The 26,266-nt window shown below is 42.4% G+C and carries 22 protein-coding genes; 9 read left to right on the top strand and 13 right to left on the bottom strand.

Features of this window, described 5'->3' with window-relative positions:
• Window positions 1-24 precede the first annotated feature (24 nt).
• The 6 genes from F6J90_RS43085 to F6J90_RS43060 form a co-directional block, all read right to left on the bottom strand.
• On the bottom strand, window positions 25-1,269 hold the full coding sequence (locus F6J90_RS43085; protein ID WP_293109012.1) for a glycosyltransferase: 1,245 nt from the start codon (window positions 1,267-1,269) through the stop codon (window positions 25-27).
• Window positions 1,270-1,341: 72 nt separating this feature from the next.
• A complete protein-coding gene (locus tag F6J90_RS43080; RefSeq protein ID WP_293109009.1) occupies window positions 1,342-2,676 on the bottom strand; it encodes a radical SAM protein in 1,335 nt (444 codons plus the stop codon).
• Between the two features lie 278 nt (window positions 2,677-2,954).
• Entirely contained in the window at window positions 2,955-3,230 is a 276-nt protein-coding gene (locus tag F6J90_RS43075) for a phosphopantetheine-binding protein (RefSeq protein WP_293109006.1), read from the bottom strand.
• 226 nt (window positions 3,231-3,456) lie between these two features.
• The gene (locus F6J90_RS43070) at window positions 3,457-4,152 is read right to left on the bottom strand and encodes a hypothetical protein (protein WP_293109003.1); all 696 of its coding nucleotides are present in this window, start codon (window positions 4,150-4,152) and stop codon (window positions 3,457-3,459) included.
• A 231-nt stretch (window positions 4,153-4,383) separates the two neighbouring features.
• Complete coding sequence (locus F6J90_RS43065; RefSeq protein ID WP_293109000.1) at window positions 4,384-5,928, bottom strand: fatty acid--CoA ligase family protein; 1,545 nt, start codon at window positions 5,926-5,928, stop codon at window positions 4,384-4,386.
• A 201-nt stretch (window positions 5,929-6,129) separates the two neighbouring features.
• Complete coding sequence (locus tag F6J90_RS43060) at window positions 6,130-6,798, bottom strand: Uma2 family endonuclease (RefSeq protein WP_293108997.1); 669 nt, start codon at window positions 6,796-6,798, stop codon at window positions 6,130-6,132.
• 68 nt (window positions 6,799-6,866) lie between these two features.
• Here F6J90_RS43060 and F6J90_RS43055 point away from each other — a divergent pair, with 68 nt between their 5' ends.
• Window positions 6,867-7,004 carry a hypothetical protein gene (locus F6J90_RS43055; RefSeq protein ID WP_293108995.1) on the top strand — a complete coding sequence of 46 codons (138 nt, stop codon included), beginning with the start codon at window positions 6,867-6,869 and terminating at the stop codon, window positions 7,002-7,004.
• Between the two features lie 56 nt (window positions 7,005-7,060).
• Here F6J90_RS43055 and F6J90_RS43050 read toward each other — a convergent pair whose 3' ends face one another.
• Window positions 7,061-8,122 carry a hypothetical protein gene (locus F6J90_RS43050; protein WP_293108992.1) on the bottom strand — a complete coding sequence of 354 codons (1,062 nt, stop codon included), beginning with the start codon at window positions 8,120-8,122 and terminating at the stop codon, window positions 7,061-7,063.
• 37 nt (window positions 8,123-8,159) lie between these two features.
• Here F6J90_RS43050 and F6J90_RS43045 point away from each other — a divergent pair, with 37 nt between their 5' ends.
• The 4 genes from F6J90_RS43045 (at window position 8,160) to F6J90_RS43030 (ending at window position 14,023) form a co-directional block, all read left to right on the top strand.
• Window positions 8,160-8,300, top strand: a complete 141-nt coding sequence (locus tag F6J90_RS43045) for a hypothetical protein (protein WP_293108990.1) — start codon at window positions 8,160-8,162, stop codon at window positions 8,298-8,300.
• 285 nt (window positions 8,301-8,585) lie between these two features.
• Window positions 8,586-10,124, top strand: a complete 1,539-nt coding sequence (locus F6J90_RS43040) for a hypothetical protein (RefSeq protein WP_293108987.1) — start codon at window positions 8,586-8,588, stop codon at window positions 10,122-10,124.
• On the top strand, window positions 10,117-11,451 hold the full coding sequence (locus tag F6J90_RS43035; RefSeq protein WP_293108984.1) for a DUF1822 family protein: 1,335 nt from the start codon (window positions 10,117-10,119) through the stop codon (window positions 11,449-11,451). The genes F6J90_RS43040 and F6J90_RS43035 overlap by 8 nt, the downstream gene beginning before the upstream one ends.
• A 274-nt stretch (window positions 11,452-11,725) precedes the next feature.
• A complete protein-coding gene (locus tag F6J90_RS43030; RefSeq protein ID WP_293108981.1) occupies window positions 11,726-14,023 on the top strand; it encodes a CHAT domain-containing protein in 2,298 nt (765 codons plus the stop codon).
• 408 nt (window positions 14,024-14,431) lie between these two features.
• On the opposite strand, the gene F6J90_RS43025 is transcribed toward F6J90_RS43030, so the two are convergent.
• Entirely contained in the window at window positions 14,432-14,599 is a 168-nt protein-coding gene (locus tag F6J90_RS43025) for a hypothetical protein (RefSeq protein WP_293108978.1), read from the bottom strand.
• A 188-nt stretch (window positions 14,600-14,787) separates the two neighbouring features.
• On the opposite strand from F6J90_RS43025, the gene F6J90_RS43020 reads away from it, so the two are divergent.
• A complete protein-coding gene (locus tag F6J90_RS43020) occupies window positions 14,788-15,360 on the top strand; it encodes a helix-turn-helix transcriptional regulator (protein ID WP_293026461.1) in 573 nt (190 codons plus the stop codon).
• A 238-nt stretch (window positions 15,361-15,598) separates the two neighbouring features.
• On the opposite strand, the gene hpsE is transcribed toward F6J90_RS43020, so the two are convergent.
• Entirely contained in the window at window positions 15,599-16,543 is a 945-nt protein-coding gene (gene hpsE / locus F6J90_RS43015) for a hormogonium polysaccharide biosynthesis glycosyltransferase HpsE (protein WP_293108974.1), read from the bottom strand.
• A 418-nt stretch (window positions 16,544-16,961) separates the two neighbouring features.
• A complete protein-coding gene (locus tag F6J90_RS43010) occupies window positions 16,962-20,276 on the bottom strand; it encodes a choice-of-anchor I family protein (RefSeq protein WP_293108971.1) in 3,315 nt (1,104 codons plus the stop codon).
• A 1,051-nt stretch (window positions 20,277-21,327) separates the two neighbouring features.
• Between F6J90_RS43010 and F6J90_RS43005 the strand changes: the two genes are divergently transcribed.
• Window positions 21,328-21,465, top strand: a complete 138-nt coding sequence (locus tag F6J90_RS43005) for a hypothetical protein (RefSeq protein WP_293108968.1) — start codon at window positions 21,328-21,330, stop codon at window positions 21,463-21,465.
• Window positions 21,466-22,221: 756 nt separating this feature from the next.
• On the top strand, window positions 22,222-22,353 hold the full coding sequence (locus tag F6J90_RS43000; protein ID WP_293108966.1) for a hypothetical protein: 132 nt from the start codon (window positions 22,222-22,224) through the stop codon (window positions 22,351-22,353).
• On the opposite strand, the gene F6J90_RS42995 is transcribed toward F6J90_RS43000, so the two are convergent.
• From F6J90_RS42995 to F6J90_RS42985, 3 genes are all read right to left on the bottom strand, one after another.
• Window positions 22,348-24,186, bottom strand: coding sequence for an esterase-like activity of phytase family protein (locus tag F6J90_RS42995; RefSeq protein ID WP_293108964.1), 1,839 nt, complete (start codon window positions 24,184-24,186; stop codon window positions 22,348-22,350). The genes F6J90_RS43000 and F6J90_RS42995 overlap by 6 nt on opposite strands.
• Window positions 24,108-24,605, bottom strand: a complete 498-nt coding sequence (locus F6J90_RS42990) for an esterase-like activity of phytase family protein (RefSeq protein WP_293108961.1) — start codon at window positions 24,603-24,605, stop codon at window positions 24,108-24,110. Before F6J90_RS42990 ends, F6J90_RS42995 begins: the two co-directional genes overlap by 79 nt.
• Before the next feature lie 1,024 nt (window positions 24,606-25,629).
• Entirely contained in the window at window positions 25,630-25,773 is a 144-nt protein-coding gene (locus F6J90_RS42985) for a hypothetical protein (protein WP_293108959.1), read from the bottom strand.
• 185 nt (window positions 25,774-25,958) lie between these two features.
• Between F6J90_RS42985 and F6J90_RS42980 the strand changes: the two genes are divergently transcribed.
• Window positions 25,959-26,087 (top strand): hypothetical protein, encoded by a 129-nt coding sequence (locus tag F6J90_RS42980; protein WP_293108957.1) that lies wholly within the window; start codon window positions 25,959-25,961, stop codon window positions 26,085-26,087.
• The last annotated feature ends 179 nt before the right edge of the window (window positions 26,088-26,266 follow it).

Raw genomic sequence — 26,266 nt, 5'->3', positions numbered from 1 at the left:
AGTTTGATTGACATCTACACACTTCTACAATGCCTCGATCGCTTTCACCGCTTCCTCCACGCCTCCACTTTGTTCCACTTTTGACTGCAAAAGAGCTGCTGCTTCTGTGTACTTAGCCTCTGTGGCAACCTGCTCTGTTACTTCAGTAAATGTTTGCCCATCCCACTTCCTCGGACAAGGAATTTCTGCTGCACCAAGAGATTGCAGTGCCAGGGCGATTTCCCATTGCTCCCCTTGCTGTGGCAAACAGATTAGGGGCTTACCGACAGAGAGTGAATCCATTACACTTTTTCCTCCACCCACAGTAACAATCACATCAGATAGTTTTAATACCCTATCCACATCGAAGAAAAAGGAATTCCAGATGATATGAGGAAGGTCGAGCAGTGAAGGAAGATTTAAGTCGGTTTTTCCCCCTAGACTAACAATCACAGTACCGGGAAAGGGTATTAGTGCTTTGAGACATTTTTCAATCAATAGTTTTGTAACATAGGTTGTACCAAGAGATACAAATACCCTGGGTTTTGGCATTGAGGAGATACGTGCTATTAAATCTATCTCTTTGGCTGGAGCTGCGTCAAGCTTTCTGGATAAGAGTGAACCAACGTATTTAATGTGGGGTGGCTCCTGAGAATGTTTGTTGCTTAAAGCTGAAATTAGGGAAAGTAAAACCAGTCTATCGGAGTGAAGTGTGCTAGTATTATATACATCGGAAAGTCCATAGGGCTGCCTAATTGTATGATTATAGATCCTATCTACTTTATCATTGAACTTATTATGAAGTTCCCACCAGATTTTCAACAGTCCCTTGGGTGTATATCTGCTCCCTCTTGAGCCAAATGGTGGTTCGATGCTTTCTAGTCTCAATGGCGAAGTATGGCTCCCAAAGGATACGACCGCTTTGTTGATAATTTCTGCTGCGGTGATGCCTGTATAATCTCTCAAATGAGACAAAATTAAATCTGGCTTCCAGTGCTTAAAGGCTTTAAGTAAATCGGGCAGGACAAGTTCTGCATATTTGAAGAAATAGCCTTTAAAGAGATCGTAAGTAGATTTGGCTGTGGCTGGACTTGTTAAAATCGATGCCGTTTCCAGACCCTTGTTCAACACTTGATGAGGGAGGTGTTTCTTTTGTAAGAGATTGATCGCACTCGAGCAATGAAATCCTAGAAAATAACAAACCTCATGTTTCTCATTTAAACGTTGAGCCACATCAATAAATTCAGCAACATAGGTCAATTGGGATAGGGAGCAGATGGCAATTCTCATTTTACTTATCAATTACATAATCGATGGATTTTTCATAAGTCCTATTTCCGTTGCTTGCCAATTTACTGAAAACTAAATAACGATTAGGTTTCGACGAACTAGTTCGTCTATTGCTGGCAGAACCTTCATTTTTCCTTCCTTGATGTCTAATTCGCACTTCTGGCATACCTGCTGAAGAATCTCATCACAAGTTGTTTCGCCATCGCAAAATGGTAAAATTGCCTCAAAAATTGATTCTTCATAGGGAATGTAGCCAATGACTTGAGGATTTATATGCTTAGAAGCATTGGTAGGCTTTTTGGTAGAAGTTAAAGAACTCCCTGTCAATGGTTTTGGTTTTTTCTGGAGCAGATTCGACAACCGTGCTGAAATTGACTCGGCAATAAAACAGTGGCGACAAGCTGCTGGAACAATACCACTGCGAACTTGTTGTCTGATCTGATTGCGAGCGTTAATGATTTCTTCAATACTATTGAAATCAATTTTTCCAAGAGCAAATTGCTCAGTATCCTTGATCTTGCTGCATCCTGTAGCAATTCCGTAACGATTCACATAGAGGGAACTATCTAATGAAGGACAGCTTCGGAAAACTCTGACCAAAAATTTATTTTTATCTGTGTGGTCACGTTTCGGGTATGGAGAAAGCTCACGAAGTTCGTCGTAGAAGTGTTTGATCTGACTTCTATGATGCTGCGGAGATTGGATAATTTTCACATACTGAGACCAGACTAAAGTTGTCTCTATTTTAGAAAGAAACTGATTAGACATCGTCTGATCATAGATTTGAGTATAGCTATCCATAGAACTTAGTAGGTGAAACTGGATTCCCCCATCCATTTCTAGCTGATCGTACAATCGGGCGATGGCTGGCAACTGCTTCTTAGTTTGTTGAAGTACTGTTACAACAAATCCTACCGTTGGATTTTCCCTGCCAAGCTCATTGCGTGATTTTAGCAGAGCCTGAATTCCTTCAATAATGTTTTCTAATCTTCCACCGCGAATTTCTCTAAACTCTTGGGGATCGGGTGACTCGATCGAGACTCGAATGGCTTCAATGCCACAGTCCAGAATTTTCTGAATGCGTTGAGGAGAAAACATACTCCCATTGGTAATTATCGATACCTTGATTCCCCGATTCTGAGCCAGCTTAGCCATCTCAAAGAATTGGGGATGAAGGAGTGGTTCTCCTTCCCCTTGAAGTTCAATATGCTCTAGGTCAGGAAATTGGTCAAGGGTTTGGACAAAGGTTTCAAAGGAAAGATTGCTTTGAGTCATATGGCGACCACAGCAAAACTTACAGGTAAAGTTGCAATGAGTCGTTGGCTCTATTTGTATAAATCGAACTGAATTTTCCAGATCTTGAAGATTGTTAGCTTCAAAGTCATGATTGACTAAATTTTTATACATTTTGTTGCCTGACTGACAAGGAATTTATTTGTTATTATTTTTTTTGGTAATATAGCGTTTCTAGGACTCATGAGGTACACATTATTTTTTACCTCTTTCCTCTTCCCTTCCCCTCCTGGGAGGGGTTAGGGGTGGGTTCCTCTTACCTGCTCCCTGCTCCCTGCTCCCTGCTCCCTAAAAACCAGAAATTTGTACCTCACAAGTCGTAGAATTGCTATAAACTACTTATGCCATTTTAAATAGCCAGTGTAATCTGGCTATTTAACTGGCTACCCTGGCTACACTACTAAGGTATTGTCCGGCTTAATCTTGCTAACCACTAAATTAGCTAAACTATTAAGACTTACGAAAGTCTCAGCCCTGAGATCAGAGTCAGCAAACTCAAACTTGAAGTGTTCTTCAATTAATGTAATTAGTTCCACAATGGCGAGGGAATCAATTCCTAATCCATCTTCAAATAGGGGTGCATTATCATCAATATTTTCTAGTTTAAGGTTGACATCTAGTTCTTGGACAATAAGTTCTTTGAGTTGATTAGCTACAGTTTCAGACATGGTTTAATCTTGCTATAAATAAAATTTGAATTTACTGATACTACAATTATGAACTTAATAGTATTAGAGACATACTATTATAAAAAAAAATAACAACACTATAACATTTATCACATAGGTAAGGTACCTTTTGGATTTTACCAAATAGGGAATAGGGAACAGTTAACAGTTACAAAATAGGTGTTTCTGATTCAGATTATAACCGCTATAACAAAGTATCGGCGGTTTATTTAATAATTTGTATGGCTTCTTGCTTTGTTGATACTAGCTCATAGCTGTAATTTGTTGTATTAACTATGCTGTAGTTAATTTTACGTTTTTCCCATAAATCGAAATACTTTGAATACACTTTAGGTAAATCGAGGCTGCCAAGAGTCGCCAACACTTTATGCTTGAAATTATTGTCGAATTTCTGGCCAGTTAAAGGCTCTATATTATCCCGCAGTAACACTCGCTTTTTAATTTCAGAATAAGGAGCAACTAGAAAATAAGTATTTAGCTGTTCATGCCTCCGCAATAAATGGATTAATGAAAAATCAAATTTACTGCCATTATTGATATTCCTTTTAAGGTTAAAAAAATGCTCTCTTAACAGACTATAGTGAACAATATAGTTGTTATTATTTCCGTCGATACTAATTTTCTCTAAATCTAAATACTCATCTTTAATTTGTATGAGTTTTGAATCTTTCCAGATTTTTCTGGTAATCATTGATTTAATATAAGTAGACTTTCCTACACCGGGAATTCCCATGACAACTTGGACTGAATTTGGCATATTACTTATAGCAATTCTTATTTGGATGAAGTACAAATTCTTGGGTTTTAGGGAGCAGGGAGCAGGGAGCAGGGAGCAGGGAGCAGGGAGCAGGTAAGAGGCAATTCGGAAGTGGGAAGAGGGAAAAAATTCTGTGTACCTCATAGCTATGATAAACGCTATATTTTGTTTAACCTGATGTTTAAACTCGGTTGATTTCACTCTTAATCAATCCTTGCCCGTCAGCTATCAGCTATCAGCTATCAGCGAACAGCGATTAGCGCTACGCGCACGCTACTTGAGGTGCTATCAGCTATCAGCTTTTGAATAAAACAGGTAACCATTCGAATAATGCTGAGTTACGTCAAACTGTTCGCGCACGCGTGAGCTTTTAGCTCACGGCTGACCGCTGACGGCTGTTCGCGCAGCGTGCGCGTAGCGCATATGCTTACCCTTGCCCTGGTCATGCATACCAATAAGTTTGAGTCGATCAACCTTACCATTGGGCAGCTTCGGAAAAGAATTTACCAGAAAAATCTGATCCGGAATCCCATGCCTTGGCAAAATATCGAAACAAGCAGCTCGGATATCTGGTTCAGGAATATTGCTGTCTTTAGCAAGAACACAATAAGCCACAATTCCTTTACCTCGTTGACTTTCTCCTTGAGAGACCACCACCACAGAATCTATTCCTTCAATGGTTTCAATCCCTCTCTCCACATCCGCCAACAACACCAGAAGACCATTTCGGTTGACGCTATAGTCACATCTGCCAATGACTTCTAGGTGACCATCGGACCAAATTCGACCCAAGTCCTTGGTGCCAAACCAATCAGTCTGAGTCTGAATACCCTGGCTAATGGGTTTCCCGTCTTGATCAACATATCCTTCAAAACCATAGTCATGGTGACACCAGAGTTCGCTAACACCATCGGTGTTATCCTTTGCTAAAGTAATTTTTACTCCTGACATCGGTTTTCCTACGGTTTTAAGCCGCACCTCCTGAGGCTGATCCGGACTAGACGCTGCCATCGCACCCATTTCTGTACTACCGTACAAGCTCACCAACGAACCAAAACGGGATTCAAATCTGACAAATGTGTCTTCCCGGATGCGATCGCCTGCCACTACGGTAAGGTTGTATTTCCTAGAAGTCTTACGTCCCTTGAGCAATGTTTCACAAAACATCGGTGTCATGAAGGCAACATTGGGATTAAAGTCTCGTTCCCGCTGCATATACTTGAGCAAGTTGGAATTCTTCTGTAAGTCGATAGATGCTCCCGCCATCACACCTGGCAGAAACGCCGCCCCCAAACCATACATATGATAAATTGGTACCGGAATCGCTATGCGGTCATCCTGTTTAAGACCCAGTCGTTGCAAGCAGTTGAGTGCGTTTCTGAGTAGCTTATCATGGGAATGGACTGCTATTTTGGGTTTTCCTGTACTTCCCGATGTCCTTATATATAGTTTTCGACTAGGATTATTTTCCTGAATGGGATTTATCCCAATGCGATCGCATTCGGCAGTGGCCGAAGGGCCATCGCCAATCCAATCCTCGTTTTCAACAATATCCACAAACTGCTCAGGATATCTAAAATTAGGGGCTTTTGGCTTGTCGGTAAAGCTTCCAGTCCTAATCTTGTATCGGCAGAATCGTGGCAGAGATTGCTTAGAGCCAAGCACTTGGGGTGGGTTGACTTCCTGGGGTAACAGTAGAAAACGGTAACCTCTCTCCAGTAGATATAACAGGACTAGGGCACTGGATACAGTATTATCACATTCGAGGGCAAAGCAATCGGTAATGCTAATTCCCCGTTGGTCAAAATACTGCTGGAGAGCTTCAAAGACCTCTGGAAGTTCTTGGTAGGTACAAGTTAATTGCCCATCTGTCAGAACATTTTTCTGCGCCTTGGTAGAGCTTGGGAGTGACTCAAGCATAATCGCGCTTTTTTTTGGCTGCAATACATATCAGGATTACTTTAGCCAAAAAACTGGGAATTTTTTATAAAGAAACTGAATAAAACTAGTTCTTTTTGATAAAGATTAAGTAAATTATATCCATCCTTGAGATAAAAATTATATCCATTACTGAGGGAAAAATTATGTAAGCATATGCGCTACGCGCATATGCTTACATAATTATAATGTTCCGGCCTTGACCAGCTGCTCAACAGTCAGTTTTAGTTCTGGGAAAGTTGGTGATTCAATAGAATCACATCCCGTCAAGGTTTTGCCTTCTTTATATTCATTATCAGCTAACTCGTATATCCAAACTGTAGGAATTTTAGGAGACCCAATGTATCGGGTTCCTCCCAGGGCTTTATAGTCAACAATCCAGTATTCTGGAATGCCAAATTTTTCATATTCAGCCAGTTTGGTTAGATAGTCATCTTGCCAGTTGGTACTAACCACTTCCACGATTAACTTAGCTGATTTACCGATTGAGATACTTGACTTGTCTTGATGCAGTCGCTCATGGGGGGGACCCCCAAGACCGCGCTGCATCGCTTTTTGCCAGTAGGGGTCTTCGACAACGGTTTGTTTATCCAAGACAATGATATCTGGTAAATAGCCTTCTCCTTGTTGATAGGGTTTGACAAGACAAGTTCGAGGAATAAAGTAGGGTAGTGAAAGTCTCTCTATTTCGACATCTATCTTTCTGGCAATGAGAGCTGCTACTTGTTCGTGTAAACCGGTGGGACGCATAGCTACAATTCTACCCTGGCGAAGTTCATAGTTTCCTCCATCCTCTGGGTACTGTTCTAAGAATTCGTCAAAGGTTAATAGTTTGGATACTGCTTGAACCATAGTTAGAAATGGTTAATAATTACTATTGGGTTAGTATCTAGTCTAAGTATAGCGTTTTACAATGATAGGTGAAACTATTTGTTGTTAAAAAAGCCCTACTCCCTACTTCCCTAATCCCTACTCCCTGCTCCCTACTTCCTACTTCCCTACTCCCTACTCCCTACTCCCTAAAAAACAGCAGTGTAAGTACATCAACGAATTTATAACTGCTATATAATAATGATACCAAACCCATTGAAAAAAAAACATTTACCATCGACTTTTATCTGGAATTGTTGCTAGCCAATAAAACTCTTGTTAGTTTATCTTTAACTCGATTTCCCTGGAAGCCAAGATAACTCTGCCTTAAGGTAATCTGTTGAGACCAATGAGATTGATTGCACCAACGATCATAGGCAGGTAAGGCAATAGTTTCTAAGAAATAACGCCACTTCTTCGTAGTACTTGAAGGGGTGATCGCTTTGGCACGAATTCTACCATTTTTAACCATAGCGCTACGTAAATTTGGCTCTTCTTTTAACCGCTTAAGGGCTGAAATTAACGCGCTAGGGGTAGCCACTTCCAGATAGTCTAGTGGGCTATAGCGTTCTACTTGATAAGCAGCTTCACATCCGAGAATAGCAGGAACCCCTGCTAGCCAAGCATTGTAGAGTTTGGTAGCTGGTTTGGTCAGGTAATTGCGGTGGAGGCAGCCTGTGTGACCCTCAAAGCTACGCACAGCCACAATAGCATCAATCTGACTGTAGTCATGCCAGCGATTGTCTAGGTTGCTATAGTCATGCCAACGATTGCTATTGATTACTGGTTGCCAAGATAACCCTAGTGCTTGGAGTTGTTGTTGCCAGGAGGGATGCTTTAACTCTAGCGCTATATTATTTTCATGACCAAAGAAGGCGATGGTTTCAAAGCGATCGCATCGTGCTGGATGGCGCTGAATTAACCCTGGCTGAGTCCAGTGGGGTAAGTAGTAACTATTACGCAGATGCATTGTTTCCAGAGGATTTTGTACCACATGGAGTTGAGCATAGGGATAGGGTATTTGTTCAGCTTTAATACAAATCAGCAATAACTTTGGTCCTGGCTTGAGCTGGTCTTTGTGAGCTCGTAAACAATTGCGGTGGATCAGGACAATCCCCTCTCTGGGCAATTCTGCTACTAGTTCGCAAGGGAAACCATCGGCTTTCAGGCGCAGATAGGTTTGTAAAGTCCAGGCATAAATACCAATCCCAAAGCCTTTCCAGTTCTCATCGGCACTTTTGGGCATGGTGTCCGGCCATAAACCCTGAGGAATGTAGAAGTAAATTGGTGGTAATTTATCGGTCATGTGAGGTACTTTTATTCTTGGTTTTAGGAAACAGGGAGTGGGGATTAGGGAGTGGGGAGTAGGGAGTCGGGAGTCGGGAGTGGGGAGTGGGGAGTCGGGAGTCGGGAGTCGGGAGTCGGGAGTGGGGAGTCGGGAGTGGGGAGTCGGGAGTAGGAAATTTTTATTTGTACCTCATTAAACTAGTAAATGCTAGCAATAATGATTAGCCATTAGGGATTACCCTGACCCAAAAATCCAGGGACTATTTGATAAGTGATTAACGGAACTTGATCTCAACTTTGGCGTCAGGTATCAGCTATCAGCTATCAGCCCAAGGCCAATGACTGACGGCTGATAGCTGACGGCTGAATGCTTACACTTTGTCTTTATCTTGTGGCCAAAAAAAGCTTCATTTTACCATATCATCTTTTGGAAAAAATTACCCGTTTGGGTACTGCGAACCTAAAAATCTGTATGAGACAATATGGCACAGCTAAGCAAAAGTGTAAGGATGGTGCCTCTATCGAGATATTGGGAAATTTTAAGACTTGATCCTGCTAGTGTTGGGTGTGGTTACAAAAAACTGTTACTACCGCTGGCATGGGAGTTTTTTCAACAGAAGTGTCTAGAATTAGATGCTCCAGAAACGCGAACGGAACATCGAACCGCTTCGCGAACGCATTTGTCGGTGGAGCAGCATCGGGACATTCAAACCTCCCTATACGCCTGGTTTCACCCTGAGGCGTCTGGGTCACCCATAAGTCGTGCTAGAGCAGGACTTTGTCTTCGTTGCTATGTCTCTTACCCAATCCTGAAAGCTTGCAAGAAACTCGCTAGTTTATATAGCGCTAGCCATCACTTCACCTATCGGGATTTGCTGCCATTTGTGCTTGATGATGATGGAAAAGTGCTAATCATCTTAGATCAGGATGGTATAACTCAACTTATCCTGAATGGCGATAGGGAAACCAAAAAAACCGATTACCAATTTTTTACCGTTGAAGTATTACGAAAATATAATCTGAATTCCCCATCCAAGTCTAGGTTAGATGATTGGGTCTACTATCAAACCAAACAAAATCCCAAACTCAAAGACTTCTTATCGGAGCGGGGACTTTGTTTGCTCAGTGACTGGGCGCTGCTGAATCGAGCTAGACCGACACAATTTGAAAAACTATTGCCACGCGATCGCAATATTCTAGAAGCCTTTCATGGGGTCTACCGTCGGGACAGACGCCAACAGCCAGGAAAAAAAGCTAGACGTTGTCCCGATCCCACCCAGGCTCAACTTGAAGAAATGAGCCACCTCTTGCAGGAAAAATCGGTAATTGTCAACTCTCTAGTACAGCTGAGGGATGAACTCAAACATCTAGCCAGACTGCTACGGCAATATGACATATGGATTCGCAGCGGATTTCCGCCATCGGAACCCCTAGAGGTGTCGGATCCGGATACTGGACGGAACCGAGAGTTACCAGACCGAAATTTTACCAACACTTTAGATGCGATCGCACGACAAGAATTACAGCAATTCTGTGGTCAGCAACTCATAGCTTGTTTGGATTTGGGGATAGAGCAAGGGCTAACTGACCGCATTACCAAGCTAGAGCGCAGTCGAAGTTATGCCCGTTTTGCATCAAAGGTTATACCAGGTCTTGAACTGATCTACTGTCATGGTAAATCTCAAGCCGAGATTGCCTCTATTTTAGGAATGACCAATCAGTCCCAAGTGAGCCGGGTGCTAAATCCAAAGGATCTGCTCAATCGGGTGCGGTTTTGGACAATAGACAAACTTTTCCACATTATCTCCCATGCAGCACATCAGTTTAATCTAGCAAATATGTCTAGGGATCCAGACTATTTCAGAAACCTGATGGAACACCTAGAAGCTTTCGTGGATGCTGAAGTCTTCCAAGAAGCAGCTGCAGAAATCATGACAGGGAAAAAGTGTTCTACTAATAGCCTATATACCCAGCGACTATGCCGCTACCTTGAGAAAGCGAAGCAGGAAAATCATGACTAGTTATTCTGTTAATTCCACCGACCTCAGGCTTGTGCAACCAGAATGTATTTGGTTGGAGTCCGAACAGTTTGAGCAAGCAGTACAAATGAGTAATCAAGTCATCTCAGAAGCACGCCAATGGCAAACCTATCTGAATGGACTAGCATTACTTAGTTTTACACAATGGTTAGAGGAAAAGTTAGCTAATATCCTGATATCTCAGAATTGTTGTTCTTTACAACAACCTAAATACGCTAATGTGATTGAAGCGGTATGTAATCTTATAGTAGGCGAATTTAAGCTTTGTTTAATTACCAGTGAGAGTTTAATTGATGAAGTGGTAACTGTACCGATAGCCGCCATTGATTTACCAGAATTTGCTGCTCATTTCTATGTTGTGATTGAAGTGCAAGAAGAGCTAGAAACTGCTATTATTCGAGGCTTTATCCGTTACGACGAACTGGTTAATTATCGACAACTTTGTAATTTACATCCTGAAGTTGATTGGAACTATAGTTTACCTCTGTCATTGTTTGACCCTGAGCCAAATCACCTACTATTTTATTTACGTTTCTTGGATTCCGCTGTCATTAAGCTACCAGTAATTTCCCCTAATTACCTCCCTAGGCTATCTGTTAACAAACCTGACTTGGAAACATTAGAAACATTATTAGAACGCCTACAATATCCTGAGCAAACTCTTTGGCAAACGTTAACTTGGGAGCAAGGGCTGACTATACTCCAAAGTCCTGAATTACTGGATTTATTATATCAATGGCAACTAACTCCACAGAGAACAACGTCCCTTTCGATTCGGATTACAGAAGTATTTACTATCCTAACTCAAAAGGCTATCAATACACAACAATGGTTGGAGGGGAAATTAGATGAATTTGCCCAAGGTTTAGGATTGTTTATCCCTCAAACCCTTACTGGTAATTTATCGGTATTTCGGTCAATTGATAAATTCGAGAATGTGATTAACGAGCTTAGATATCAAGGAATGGACATTCCTCCCGAACCAGGTCGATCCTATCAGGACATTGATTTAGGTGAAATTGCTTTACGACTATGTGCGGTAACCTGGGCGATTGACTCTCCAATTCCTCCACCAAAATGGTCATTGCTGGTAATTTTAGGAACCCAGCTGGGTACTCCTTTACCTGATGGATTCAAGCTACAAGTTAGCAATCTAAGGTCTATTATACATGAGCCTGTATCAGGGCTTGATGATCCATTTCTGTTTGCCCGTGTGGAAGGACGCTCAGATGAAAAATTTGTTGTGACCATTATCCCACCGGATAGCTCAGCACAGACCTTATCTCCTTATGCATTCCAGCCTAGTTAAACAGCATTTTAAGTTATTTATTAAAAAGGGAGTAGTACATTCATAAAATGTGACAGGTAAAAATAGTAAATATATCCGAGGATTATTTTGGGAAATGACTACGGTTTTTGAAATAAAAATTTGGTATAAAACAGATGATAATTCTTGTTTCTTTTTGCTGCTATGGGATGATAGGAGAAGGCAGCTATCTGCCAGCCTGAACTATTGCAAGGAAATACAAAGATGTTATCAACGATGGCGACAGCGCTACACTAGGTTTTACGAATTCCCGTCAGTGAAACCTATAGGAGATAGTGGCAGAATTAATCCTGGTTCAGGTGACCGATGTTATGATTTGATGGAGGCAGAAAGAGAGTTCCTCAATGCTTTCCAGCGTTGGTTAGGAGAAGGAAACGTTCGTAAGATTCAACAGCGGATTCGAGACGAATTGACTCGTGTTGCTCAAGTGATATCGGAAGACGGCAAGGGGATTGGTACTCACCCAAGTGTTGATATTTTCGTAGCTTGTGACTCTATAGAAATGGAACGGTTACCATGGGAAACTTGGGAACTTGCTCCTGAAGGCACACCCCTGGGGAGGGTTCGCATTTTCAGAAGCGCTATGGATAATCCGGATCCCATTGCTTGTACTAAGCCCCTGACAGCTTGCGGTGCGACCCCGCGCTTTTTCAAAGCGCTAGGAAACGCGCACCGTAGAAAAACCCGTATTCTAGCTATCTTCGGAGATGATCCCAGACTACCGTTGCAGGACGATTGGAAAGCTGTGCGATCGCTTAAGTCTATTGCTGAGGTCGAGCGAGTAACCTGGCAACCCCATGAAAACCATATCGATATCAAAACCAAAATTGCTAATGCCATCTGTGATCAACGAGGCTGGGATGTGCTGTTCTTTGCTGGACATAGCGATGAAACCACAACCACAGGAGGAAGACTTGCGATCGCTCCGAATATATCCCTGTCGATTAGTGAACTCGAAGAAAAATTAACTCAAGCTAGGGAACATAGATTGCAGCTGGCCATTTTCAACTCCTGCAGTGGTCTGAGCATTGCTAACTCTCTGATTAAACTTGGGTTACAGGTAATAGTGATGCGGGAACCCATTCGCAATGATGTGGCTCAGAGTTTTCTCCAGCAGTTCTGTAAGCCCCTAGCTGACCATAGAGATGTTTACGATGCACTACTCGAAGCCTGTCAACATCTCCAATCCGTAGAGAAATTTGCCTATCCCTCTGCCTATCTGCTTCCCTCTTTATTTAATCCTCCCGGTTTGATTCCCTATCGCATTGAGCGGTTTGATTGGAAGAAAATGCTGCAGCAGTGGTTACCAACAAGACCAGAAGCGATCGCATTGGGAACAGTTTTACTGCTGAGCGTCATCCCAGCTATTCAAGTCGAATTATTGTTCGACATCCGAGCGTTTGTTCAAGCTGTCTATCGTAATTTGACGAATCAATTACCAAAGCATACCTTAGCGCCTGTTTTGTTAGTTGCCATCGATCAGGAATCTCTAGATCAAGCTGATGAAGCAATAGAAAGCACACAAGGTAAGTTGATTGATTCCGAATACTTAGCCAAGTTGGTAAGACACCTATACGCCTTGAATGCTCAAGTAATCGGCATTTACTACAGTCGGCATATCTACCAACCTAGATACGAAAACCTTGATCAAGCGATTCGATCTGCTGTGGAAAAGCAGAATACTTGGTTTGTGCTAGCAACAGATAAACAAGATAAAGTCGCTAGTCGCAAATGGAGTTTAGAAGGATACATAGAATTTGAGCCTTGGACTATTGAACAGCCTCTAGATCCCACCTGTATCGACGAGTCATGTCCGTTTGCCTATCAGCTAGCAGTAGCTCATCTGCTCAATCACCAGTCATCTTCAGATAGTTTACCCCAGCCAACATTAAACAGTACAGTAGATTTTCAGTCCCAAGTTAGTGATTATCTAAAGCCAGGAAAGACTCACAATCAAGGGCTGATTCCTTTCAATCAATCTGCTCATCCTTTTGGACTAGCTTCCATTATTGACTTTTCTATTCCTCCTAGACAAGTCTACAAATCTATTACAGCTAAGGAACTTCTCAATTTTCCTGTGCCTAATCCAGAACTCCAACAGCATGTGATGCAGCAAGTTGTTATCATCACCCATGGTGACTACAATGACACCGAAGATGACTTTTACTTTCCGTCAGTTGCTGGCTATTGGTGCCATTACTATCAACCTGTTGAACAGGATCTAAAGCAGTGCCTCGAAGTATTAACTAGAGGAGAAGTATTTGCTTATATGGTTCACCATATAATCCGGCAGCATCGGGTAGTTTTGATTCCTGATCATTGGGTTATTTTGCTAGGGGCATTCCTAGGAAAATGGACTACTATTATCCTGGTCAAAAAAACCTTACTACAGCGACATGAACAGGTATTAACATTGGGAAGTATAACAGGAATATACGGATTATTTGTATTGCAGGTTTATATCTCCGCATTAGTATTGATTCCGTGGTTTTTGCCGTCAATACTAGTTTGGTTTTACTATAGTTTCGCTCTCCAAAAATATTCTTTAAGGTAGGAGTGATTTTGAATAAGATCTATTCCATGACTAAGCTAATATCAAAACTTACGAATACTAATACCCAAGTGCCAATGACTCAAACAGAAAAACATCCACGAAAAAGACAAAAAAGACCATGGTGGAAGAAGCCCTTAGATAATTCGATTTTTCAAAACATCGTTAACTCGACAGGGAATGAATTCGAACAGGAAGATAGCTTAACATTAAAGTTATTCATGATTGTCATTATCCTTCTGAGTATTTTTATACTACCTTTTCTAACTCAGTTTCTAGATTTTAAATGAATGACACTAGTGCTGAGCTAAGCATTCAGCTATCAGCTATCAGCTATCAGCTATCAGTTATCAGCTATCAGCTATCAGCTATCAGCTATCAGCTATCAGCTATCAGTTATCAGCTATCAGCTTATGGGTTAGGTCCGATGCGTCGTTCGCACAGCGTGGCCATTCGCGTAGCGTGGCCAAAGGCCAAGGCCAAAGCCTGTCCCAGCTGACCACTGACCGCTGACCACTGACCGCTGACCACTGACCGCTGACCGCTGACCGCTGTTGGCGTAGCCTGCGCGTAGCGCATATGCTTACAACTCAACACTGACGCCCTCAAATGAACTAGTGATACCAGAACTGCATAAGCTACTGCATAAGCTCAAAGCCTCTACACCTATGGATTGTATTAGGAACCTGTAGTAGGGACTTGTAGTAGGTACCTGTAGTAGGGACCTGCTCTGTTGCAGATTCGTAACGTTCACATAGGTCTAGAGGATGAATACTCAGGCAAGACAGTTTAACGGTGTTCTCTTACAAGGGGTAGTAGAAGGATTAATGGATGGTGTCTTGATTCTGAACGCTCAGGGAGAGTTAGTTCATAGCAATTGCTATGGTCGCTTTATTTGTGCTCAACTGGCAGTGGATAGGTCAAAATCTAACGTTGTTCCCAAAGAAATCAGGCGTGTTTGCCAAGCTGTGCTCGACAGCTGTGAGTTATATCCAAATCAGTCAATAATTATCGAGTCTGAAATTATTACTGATCCCTCAACATCTTTTCGGATTCGAGCCGTTAAGCTCACCTTAGACTCCTTTGAAAATCCCTGCATTTTAGTAACACTAGAAAATCACGATCAATATGCTGAGAGTTTTGCGATCGCAGAGGTGAATAAATATGACTTGACTCCTCGTGAGGCCGAAGTTTGGTTACTGCGTCGTGCTGATTACAGCTATCAGGAGATTGCTGATGAATTGCTCATTACTCTCAACACGGTTAAGAAGCACTTGAAAAATATTTATGCTAAAATTAAATTTTACCAATTTAAACAGGAATTTTTAGAGGCCAATTAAATTAGTTAGTTATATAGCAAAGGGAGTAGGGAGTAGGGAGTAGGGAGTCGGGAGTAGGGAGTCGGGAGTCGGGAGTAAAAAAATGTTTGTAACTATACCCAATTATCGAAAACTACTTCTTCGCTCTCCCCCCTCTCCCCACACTACCCCCTCTCCCCACACTCTGTTCCCTATTCCCTATTCCCTATTCCCTATTCCCTATTCATACATGCCAGCATTTTGCCTTATGATTCATTAATTACTGATTCCAAAAAATCCAATGATAAAATGGACTAAACAAGCTATTCAAAAAAAGTTCCAGTTCGCAAGCTGCTACTAAATCTGTCTTGAGGTGTTGGCGATATCTAATCAGGTGAAGCATAGTCTTGCCCAAATCATTGATTAGGTAAACTAGAATCATGATAGGCTTTTGCCAATGTTGAAAGCGCAACATGCGAGTGGGATACCGACTTAACCCAACACCTCGGAATAATTTCAATAAATAGTCTTTTTCCAAACGCCATTTTGGGATTTGATGTTCAATACACATTTGAGGGTTATGCCAAATTTCCCAACCCGCTTTTTGAATATAGGACAAGGTTTCTATATCTTCTCCTTTAGCAGATAGGGATGTCGCACACACCCCCTTGAGCCAAGGCTGGTCAGGCACATTATTTAACCAGGCTTGCTTACGAATCACTAACCCGGCACCGACAGGAAATAACCCTTGACGAGGCTGATAACAAAATGGCTCTTGACCTCGTTCTATGATAGCGAGAAAACAAGCAATTCGCTGAAAATTTTCCGGTGGTTTAACTTCATACTCTCCATAAATTTGACTACCATAAGCACCAGCTTGGGGATGGTAATTACCAAAATTATAAGCAGCACTAACCCAATCAGGCGTAGGGAGATTATCATCATCTAAAAACCCGACATAGTCACCTTTAGACTCCTGGATAGCACGGCGTCGAGCAAATGCTATCCCCTGTTTTGGTTCAAAGTAATATCGAATAGGATAAGCTCCTGGATGGGATTGATACTCCTCAACAATTTTGCTGGTATTATCAGTGCTGTTATTGTCAATAATCAGAATTTCCCAAGCAAAATGGTCGGTTTTAATTTGATACAGTAATCGTTTTAAAACCTGAGGTAGACGAGTTTCGCCGTTATAGGTACAGATAGCAACTGTGAAATCAATCATGGGTAGTCAACCGCTAGAATCACTACATTACTAAGCCTTTCAAGGAAAATTGACGGTTAACAGTAACCTGTCAACCGTCAACGTTAAACTTTAAACTTTAAACCTTTAACATTTTAGAATTTAGAATTTAGAATTCACCATTCTGCCTTCACCATTCTGCATTCTGACAAACAACCTACCCTACACCAAACCCCAAGGGCGAACAACATTTTTGAATTAAGAATGTAGAATGTAGAATTCCAAATTATCAATTCTACATTCTACATTCTACATTCTGCATTCTGACAGACAACCTACCCTACACCAAAAGCCAAGGGCAAACAACCGTCAACCTTAAACCGTCAACCTTAAACCGTCAACCTTAAACCTTCAACATTAAACCTTCAACATTAAACCTTCAACATTAAACTGCTCTACCTTAACCAACCAATACAAAAGTCGTAGCAGCATTATCGATCAGGGTTTCAGCCTGCACCTGATTCAGGATTGCCAAGGTTTCATCACCGGAGCTAATCACAGCCTTGTTGCCTTCCTGAGTAACAGATAACTGACCAAAGGTTAACCCGTCTGCTAAACCAATGAAGTCTTCACCGACTTGGAAATCCCCAATCTTATCAGTTCCTTCACCAGCGGCCAAGATGAAGGTATCACTACCATAACCACCAGAGCCATTATCACCAAATAGGGTATCATTGCCAAGACCACCCCGCAGTAGGTCATCCCCAGCATCACCCCAGATTTGGTCATCACCGTTCTGACCAAACAGGGAATCATTACCGGCTTTTCCACCAATGCGATCGCTTCCAGCACCCCCGTAAATCACATCATCCCCTCCAAGGGTACTGCTAGAGGAACGGCTGTTGAAGTCACCTCGTAACACATCATCTCCATTACCCCCAAAGATAGTATCATTACCATTACCACCAGCAACTAGATCATTGCCAGCTCCGGCAATGATTGTCTCATCAGCTTCGGTACCAACTAGTTCATCATCTAATGGGGTTCCCGGACCGGGGTTAACTGAAAATACAGTAATGGTTTGACTGGCTTCTTGAGCCACTATCAGCAGGGGTTCACCATTGGGGCTGTCTTCTACAGGAATAAATGTTAGCCCCTCAGGCTCACGGTCTACTGGATCATCTGGATTGCCACCATTATCATTGGGCAGATATTGGACAAATTCAGGAGCCGTGGGATTAGTGACATCGTAGACAATCACGCCACCTATTCGTTCGAGGCCGATAAACGTGTAAGTGCGATCATTAATGACCCCGGTGACAATTCCTTCCGGTTCTGGTCCTTGATTGTCACTGCGGTCGTCAAAAGTATCAGGAGTGCCGCTAGAATTAAATAGTTCAGGAACTTGCTGAGCTGTAATTCGTTCAAAGTCATCACCACTATCAAACACTAGGTTGCCAAACTCATCCCAAATTGAGAAGGAGCGCCCACCGTAGGAGAATAGCTGGTCAAAATCACCATCATTATCCAAATCCCCATCAATGGTAGATATTCTCAAACGACCCAGTTGAGACTCTGGTTGTAGGGTTTCAGCATCGGGAAAGGCCTCTGGGTCGAGGGTCAAGTTTGCAATCCGTTCCTCTTCATCCCTGATATCCCCTTCATTGGCAGTGACGTAGTAGGTTTGACCGTTTGCCTCAAAGGATGCGATCCCATCCGGTTGGTATAGACCGAAAACGGGCCAATTTTGGATGTTGATGCCATTATCCTCATTACTGGCATCCAGGGCATTGTTCTCACCCAGGTCGATCAGACCTAAGAGCACAGGAGTTAGATTGGGATTCAGAGGAACCGAGCCATCCACCGGAATCTGCTGATCGAGTACTCCAAAGTCATTGTCATTGAGTACAGCCAGTTTGCCATCATCCAGTAGCGCTAGACCTTCTGGTTTATCACCAGCGAGATACCCAATCGAAGGCAGGTTTGTCACCTTAATCTTATTGACCGCCTGAATCCCAAGAGCATCTAGGTCATCTGCACTCAGCTGCTCCAAAGTAGAGTCAGTGGGTAGTGTGGGGGCATCGGGAGCAAGCAAATTAGTGGCTGCTGTCAGGTCTATTTGGAAGATGAACTTCTTTGCTGTATCACCAACTGCTGAATCTCGCTCAATGACAAATAATTTTCCATCCTCAGCGTATACCGCATCACCAATCTTATCTACTCGTCCCCCACTACGGAAAGCAGGGTCTTCGAGCAAGTAAACATACTCGGCAACGGCATTACCTGTGGTAGTATCAATTCCGAGAATGCGAATCACATCCGAGCTATTGGACGTAGCACGGTCTGGATTCTGTAAAGGAGTTTGAATAAAGGCGTAGAGGATATTATCGTCTGGATCCAGAGCTACGGCCTCAAAGCCACGGTTACGGCGGCGATTGGCGTACTCTTCAGGTAAGGACTCAGAGCCAAAGGTTCCCGCTGCTGCACCAGCCAAGGCAGCTGTTCCTTGGGGAACAAAGCGGTCAATCAGAACACCATGGGCATCAAAGTGGTAGATAGCTGGACGGTACTCATCCACCATCCAGAAGGTGCCATCAGCAGCGATTACTACCCCTTCCAGGTCAGCACCAAACTCATCTAAGGGCAGCAAATTGCCAGATAAGTCTACTGGTTCTTCATCCACCCCGGCAATATTGGGTAGTCCTGTGATTGGTGTGGTGCTATCTTGACGGGTCAAGAAAATGGTTTCGGTAATGGTGATCTCGCCAGAGCTGGGATTTAACTCAAAGCGGATCACCCGAGCTTGGTAATCCGGTAAGGCAAAGGGTCGTTCCTTACTCCCATCTCCATCCACATCAGTGGGTTTGCCATTGGGTCCCCGGTCAGGAACCGTGACAAACTTCAAGTTGCCAGTTGCTGCATCCGTCCCTTCGTAGAATAAGCCAGACAGTCCGCCCAGTTTAATCTCTTGACCCCCTTCGGTAGTGCCAAGTACAGGCAAGTCATTGAACTCAAATAGCTCTAGGGTGGGCTGACCTTGGCTGTGGTCTTTCACACCCAAAGGCAGGATATCCACTACTGTAGCGGACTCCAGGTCTACCACCCCAAAGGCATTGTTTTCCTGGAGGTTGACAAAAGCTGTAGTACCATCGCTTGAGACAGCAATGAACTCTGGTTCCACATCCTGAGCAACAGTCTTGTCTGGGAAAATACGTACACCTTTTGCCCGGAATTCCGCTTCACGACCATTGAAGGCGCTGAAGTCTGCTGTGGCGACATTGTCTTGGGTTAGAGTTGCTATCCCACTCGACACATCAATAATACTGATCGATCCTTCAGGATCAATGCCATCATCCGCTACTCCTTCATTAGCAACCAGTATTTTGGTGCCATCAGGGGTAAAGGTGAGCATATCGGGTAGGGGCCCCGCTTGCACTACCTTCAGGGCATTGGGGTCAGCCGGATTGTTCTTATAAGCAGCAATATCTATAATTGCTACCTTACCTGGATCAGTAGAGGTGCTAGCTTCTAACGCTAGCGCCAGTAAACCATTGCTATAGGCTACGCTATTTGCTCCGTGAATGTCAGGTACCAAAGAAGCAATATCAATGGGTGGTATTACCTCAGTTGGATTGGTGGGATCACTGAGGTCTAGCACTTGCACCTCAGTTCCACCAGATACTACAAATAACTCTTGAGATATGGGGTCGTAGGCGGTAATTTCAGCCCCCATCTCACTAGAAAAGCTGCCAATTTTCTCTAATATATCTGCCACAAATTTCTCCTAGATAGTAGATGGCGAGTACCCATATCAGCTATTAGCTATCAACTTATTTAAAGTTTTATAGCAATAATTATGTACTCATTACCCTGTTCCAAAGGAACCGCTTCGCGAATATTAAAATGCCTAATATTTTCTTGATTATCAAGAATTAAACTAATTTATTAGGACTTAATTATTAGGGTTTTTTTGCTCCATTAAATAGGTAGGTTAGTAGCGTTAGCGCTAAGGTTTTATAGTGTTGACTGTCCTTCAGGTTAATTGTTGAGAATCAACAGTTAAACCTCAGCCTATTACGTTAATTTCCTACCTACTTAGTTAGGGGTTGCGTCTGGACTCTACAGCTAGTGTTAATAATTAACCTTTAACCTGGAGATAGTGTGGCGATGGCTGAATAACGCAAACACTGATAGCAGCAATATAACAGCAATATAACAGCAATATAACAGCAATATAACAGCAATATAATAGCAAGCTATCTGTGCTTTATTGAACGTTATTGAATAAGCTATTTGCTCAATCTGATCTGCATTCGCGAACGGAACATCCCATTGAGTCTGAACTAATTCAAAAAGAACAGCCAATGGAATTACCCACTCATACTAGGCTTATGACTAGCATGATGCTACCATGATGATAGCTATCACCTTGACTCCCTTCGGGTATGAGGATTTAACTTGATAATCCAGCCACATCAATACGGACTTTATTTATCTAGTTACCCATAACCTTGGTCTGGAGTTCAACGGAGTCTACCTAAGCTGATCTTCGATTCATTATCAAGTAGATTTTACCCTTTCCCTGATTTCATTGCAATCACTAGTTCAGCAACACCGACTTAAGGTTTTATTGAATTTTACTGTCTTGGATTTGATACTCTTCGATTAGCAAACTAAATCCAAATCATTGTAAGCATTCAGCCGTCAGCCGTGAGCTAAAAGCTCACGCTATTTGAGGTGCCGTCAGCTTTGTGGCACAGGCTTCTAACCTGTGACTTTCGTTACTATTAAACTAATGCTTACCTGTTGTCTTGATGCAGTCGCTCATGGGGGAAACCACGGCAGTTGCTGGGGGAACGGCAGTCGCTCATGGGGGAAACCCCCAAGACCGCGCTGCCTCCCCAAGACCGCACTGCCTTCCCAAGACCGCGCTGCATAGCTTATTCAAAAGCTGTTTGGTGTAGCGTGCCCATAGCCCATCAGCACATCAAGTAGCGTGCCCATAGCCCCCCATCAGCTGATAACTGATAGCTGATAGCTGAATGCTTACAAATCATTTGTCTTTGATATAAGCAGCTGGGCTATATATGCCCGCTGGCTAAGCACCGTCTTCAGAGATGACCAAAGGAATCTGGGTAGCTTTAACTTACCAGTAGATGCTATCCGTCAGACTAATTGAGCCATAGGTTACTTGACTCAATAGCTTTTTGGTTTTCAATAAAACTATACTATAAAAGATCATACTATAGTAAACTTTACATAATCTTACATAATTTGCTCTTTTTGTTACATCAGCTTTACTTAAAATTTACACGAGTAGCTACAGGTTTGGGTTTGGATCCAAATTCGGGTGGGTGTAGGGTCTTACCCTCTTGGCCAAAGCTCTTCACACTCACTTTTCCGCTTCCTAATCCTGAGATCTTACCCTTTGAATTAAAAGCTCTAAAATTTAGGAGTATAAACTCATAGCAAAGGGAACAGGGAGCAGGGAGTAGGGAGTAGGCAATATGACCTCAAAAATTATCAAAATTACGACACGTATTGCTACATTATTGATTCAATACAATTTATAGTTATGTTATTAAAATAAAAATCAATAAATATCAAATCAGCAAAAAATTAACTTTAACAGTTAATCATTTTTATAGCATTTATAAAATAGTTTAATTACACAATTTTTTGATTTTAAGGAACAGGGAACAGTGGGAAGTGTGGGAAGTATGGGAAGATGCGGAAATGGAACACATTTTTATAGTTTTTCCCATACTTACGAGGTACATTTAATTTTCTTACCCCCACTACCGACTCCCGACTCCCTATTCCCCTACTCCCTAATTTTAGAATTGCTATAAAATAACGAAATCGCTTTCAGCAAGGGTTGCTACTCCCAGCACTACTGCTAGGGTTTCATCCCCAACATTAATTAGAGAATTATTACTATCGGAGTCGATAGACACACCACCAAAGCTCAAACCATTGGCTAAACCGATGAAGTCAGTGCCCAGCTCGAAGTCTGTAATCGTGTCAGTACCTTCCCCAATCTCTAGCACAAAGGTATCACTGCCACTACCATTAGAGAAGTTATCTCCAGTCAGAGTATCATTACCGAGACCACCACTTAATAGGTCATCCCCAGCATCACCCCAGAGTTGATCATCTCCGAAGCCACCATAGAGGGAGTCATTGCCGGATTTCCCGCCAATGCGATCGCTTCCTGAACCACCGTAGATAATATCATCGCCACCAGCCTTACCACCTGGGGCCTTGCTATTGCTATCTCCCCGTAGAATATCATCACCATTGCCACCAAATAGGATATCATTACCCAATGCCCCAGCAATGGTATCATTTCCACCAAAGCCATTGATCAGATCAGCATCAACAGTTCCAATCAACTGGTCAGCCCCTTGAGTACCGTTAATCTCGGAGGTGGTTTCTACTATTGCTGTCGGGGATTGAATAGTATCAAGGTCTAACCCAAATGCTAGGAATTGGGTAATCTGGCTGTCATTGAAATTGTTATCACTAGCAACAATTAGGGATTGTCTGCCATCAGGTAAGGTTGGACCAAATGCGATCGCTTCACTATTGTCCAGACGAATGCCTAAGTCATCGAAATCCAATAGTAACCGTTTCTCAGCAACTTGCTCAACCTCCAAAAGGTTACTATCTGGGTCAGTGGGGTCACTCAAGAGGTTATCAACATCACTGATATCTGTAGCCCCTTGAAGGCGGACTTCATACAGCCTGAGATTATTACCGACACCAACGGCAAAAGAACGTTCTAGGGCTAGTAATGTCCCACTATTATCTAGCGCTAGTAATTCTACTAAACCATTGTCAGCAAAACTATCAGGAGGGTCAGGCTGATTGGGAATTTTGTCAGTGATGTAGAGGAATTCTTGAGCAGGTGCCCCAGTTTGTAAATCGTACTGTAGAATCCGAACAGGGCTTTGGTCTTCCAGTGTCGAAGCCTGGCCATCCTGAATCAGAGCATTCTCTACTGCGGTATAAAGGAAGCGCTCATCTGGGGTAATGGTCAGACTTTCAAAGGCAAGATTGTTACGAATGCCCGTTGTTCCATCTGAGGTAGGCAGGAACTTATCCGGCACCGTCAGCTGATTGAACTGTTGTCCTGCTAGAGAGAATTCATTGACGAAGGGATTAAGAAGATTCCTAGCATCCCCTTCAGAGGAAATAAACAAGGTTCCAGCACTAGTCAAGGCAATCCCTTCTGGATCAATACTCCGTTCTGGGAAAGTCTCACCGCTAGCATTCCGTAGAGTAGTGACACCTGTAAACCCTACATCACTGTCGTCTAGACTACCATCACTTAAATCAATATCAATAGTATAGAAACGAGCGGGAGTATTTTGGCTGTGGTCATCAGACAAACCATAGTAGACACCATTAGCTGGATCGTAGGCTAAACCAGAGATACCGCCAACTTCTGTATTCTCAAACTGCAATCCAGTATTAAAGCTAACCTCTCCGAGGAAGTTAATACCAGTGACAACCTTGGAGTTACTATCTACCACTGTCGGCTCTACCTCAACATCAACATATACTAAACGGTGATCAGAACTGGGAAAGGGGAAATCACCCACTAGCTCAAAGGAAGCCTCATCACTTTTCGGCCAGAAAACCGTTGCTTCAGTGATAGTGAGATTTTGAGAAGGCAACACATAATCCACCCGCAGGTTGCCAGGACCACCAAAGTTTTCTTCAGCAAAGTCAGCGGTGTCAGAAAGCGTCCGCTACTGTCTTCGTTAACAATCTTGAAAGGAATCTTGCCATCAGGGTCAGACAGTTGAACAAAGCCTTCAATCTCAACACTACCATCTCCATCCTCTGCACCCTTGAAATCAGGGTTAACTTGATAGAGTCTGAGTAGGTAATCAGCACTATTCTGTTGGGCTCCAAAACCGTTATCTGATAGGAACCAAAAAGAGCCACCCCCACTAGGAGCAAACTGAACACCACTAAAGCCTTGAACAGGTTGTCCATCAAACGGACCGGTGCGACCATTGGCAGAAATCGGTTCACCGTTGCCATTGTCTGCACCAGACTGGGGTCCTTCTGCAAAGGTATCAGCTGTTGACACTCCCCGCCCGCTTATGGACGGGGATTCTTGATTCAACGAGATGACTTGTTCAACCAGGCCGGAGCCAGGAAAAATAGAGGTCTCCTCTCCCCAAGCGTAGAGGGTCTATCACCCAGGTTTCGGTGTGCCCCACCGTACCTTGTCAGCCATGCAAAGCGCGAGTGGGGGAAACCCCCGCGTGAAGGCTTAGGTGCGCTTTCCGTTGGCGAATTAAATTCGCCACGGGTCGCACCTCTGCATCGCTTTTTTTTTATATAGATAGATACTTTTTTAATCTAATTTTTTTCATAGACGTTTAAGTCGTTAGACCAAATTAAGCAATATGCATCTGATACATATTTTTTACGTTGCCTAGTTATTTTTAGATAGTATTTATCTAACTTTTTAGTTTTTTATTTATAATATGATTATAACACGCTCTGTGAAAACTGTCAAGTTTTAGCTAAAAAATCAAGCCGTCCTATAAGGACGGGGCTTTAAACCCAATTTTTTCGGTAAAGATGCAAATCATTTTAATTTCATAAAATCCTGGAATTAACGATACTAAAACTCTCGAATTTAGGGTTTTGATATCTAGAGAGTTAGAAGCACAGAAACTAGAGGTGCGACAATCACGCGAATTTAATTCTTAATGGGTCAAGCGCACCTAAAAAATTGTGTCAGCTAATGGGATATATCACAGGCTAGAAGCCTGTTCCACGCTACTTTAGGTGCTATCAGCTATCACCTAAGACGCAATTTTTACCAACCTTCAACAGGATTGGCATAGGTTTACGTGATGATTGAAACTAGCTGAACTCCCTTAGTAAGTGTTTCATTTCCAGGTTAAATTTTGATTGTATTTATATAAATTTAATTATAAGGTTTGGTTAACAGTTGTTTTTGAACTTTATGTAAATGTTTAGTGTAATTTTATCTGACTAAAGTATAACATTTTTGTGAATTTTACCTATTTTTAATCTAAATTTAATCTAGGGATTTCCTTCTTAACCTTGAGGCGAGAGTTTTTTTATATAATCCCTGACTAAGTAAGGCGTCGGCAATGAAGTTTGTTATCAACGATTTTAAGAACTAATATGCAAGCAAAGGAACGGAACAGGGAACAGCGGAACAGGGAACAGCGGAACAGGGAACAGCGGAACAGGGAACAGTGAAAAAAAAATACCAATTAAAGTAGGGTGGGCAAAGTTTTATTATCTATAAAATCCTTTGAACCAAAATGTTTTTGCCCACCCGACAAGCTGATGAGGTAATGTCAATTTTATGAGTGCATCTCAATGCATGGAATTCGGCAAAAATTCGCGGTAAAATTACCGCCCCACCCTCCCCACACTTCCGATTTTTTTTACAAATATGAGATGCACCCAATTTGATTCCCCCTACTCCCTACTCCCTACTCCCTACTCCCTACTCCCTACTCCCTATTCCCTGTTACATTTTTTTATAAATTATATGTTTACATCTCAAATACAAACGCTATAGGCAATAATTATATTTTTCAAAAAATGTTGCAATTTTAAAAAATACTCTTGACATTTTCCGATATATTAGTAATAATAAAAATGTCCGATATTTCGATAAGTTGTTTGGACAAAAAGCCGCGCTTCCAAGTTGACACACAAAGCGCGGCTTTATCCCCAATCACAAACTATGTGTGAGGT

Source organism: Moorena sp. SIOASIH (genome assembly GCF_010671925.1).
Lineage (GTDB): Bacteria > Cyanobacteriota > Cyanobacteriia > Cyanobacteriales > Coleofasciculaceae > Moorena.
This window is presented reverse-complemented; position numbering and strand designations above follow the sequence as displayed.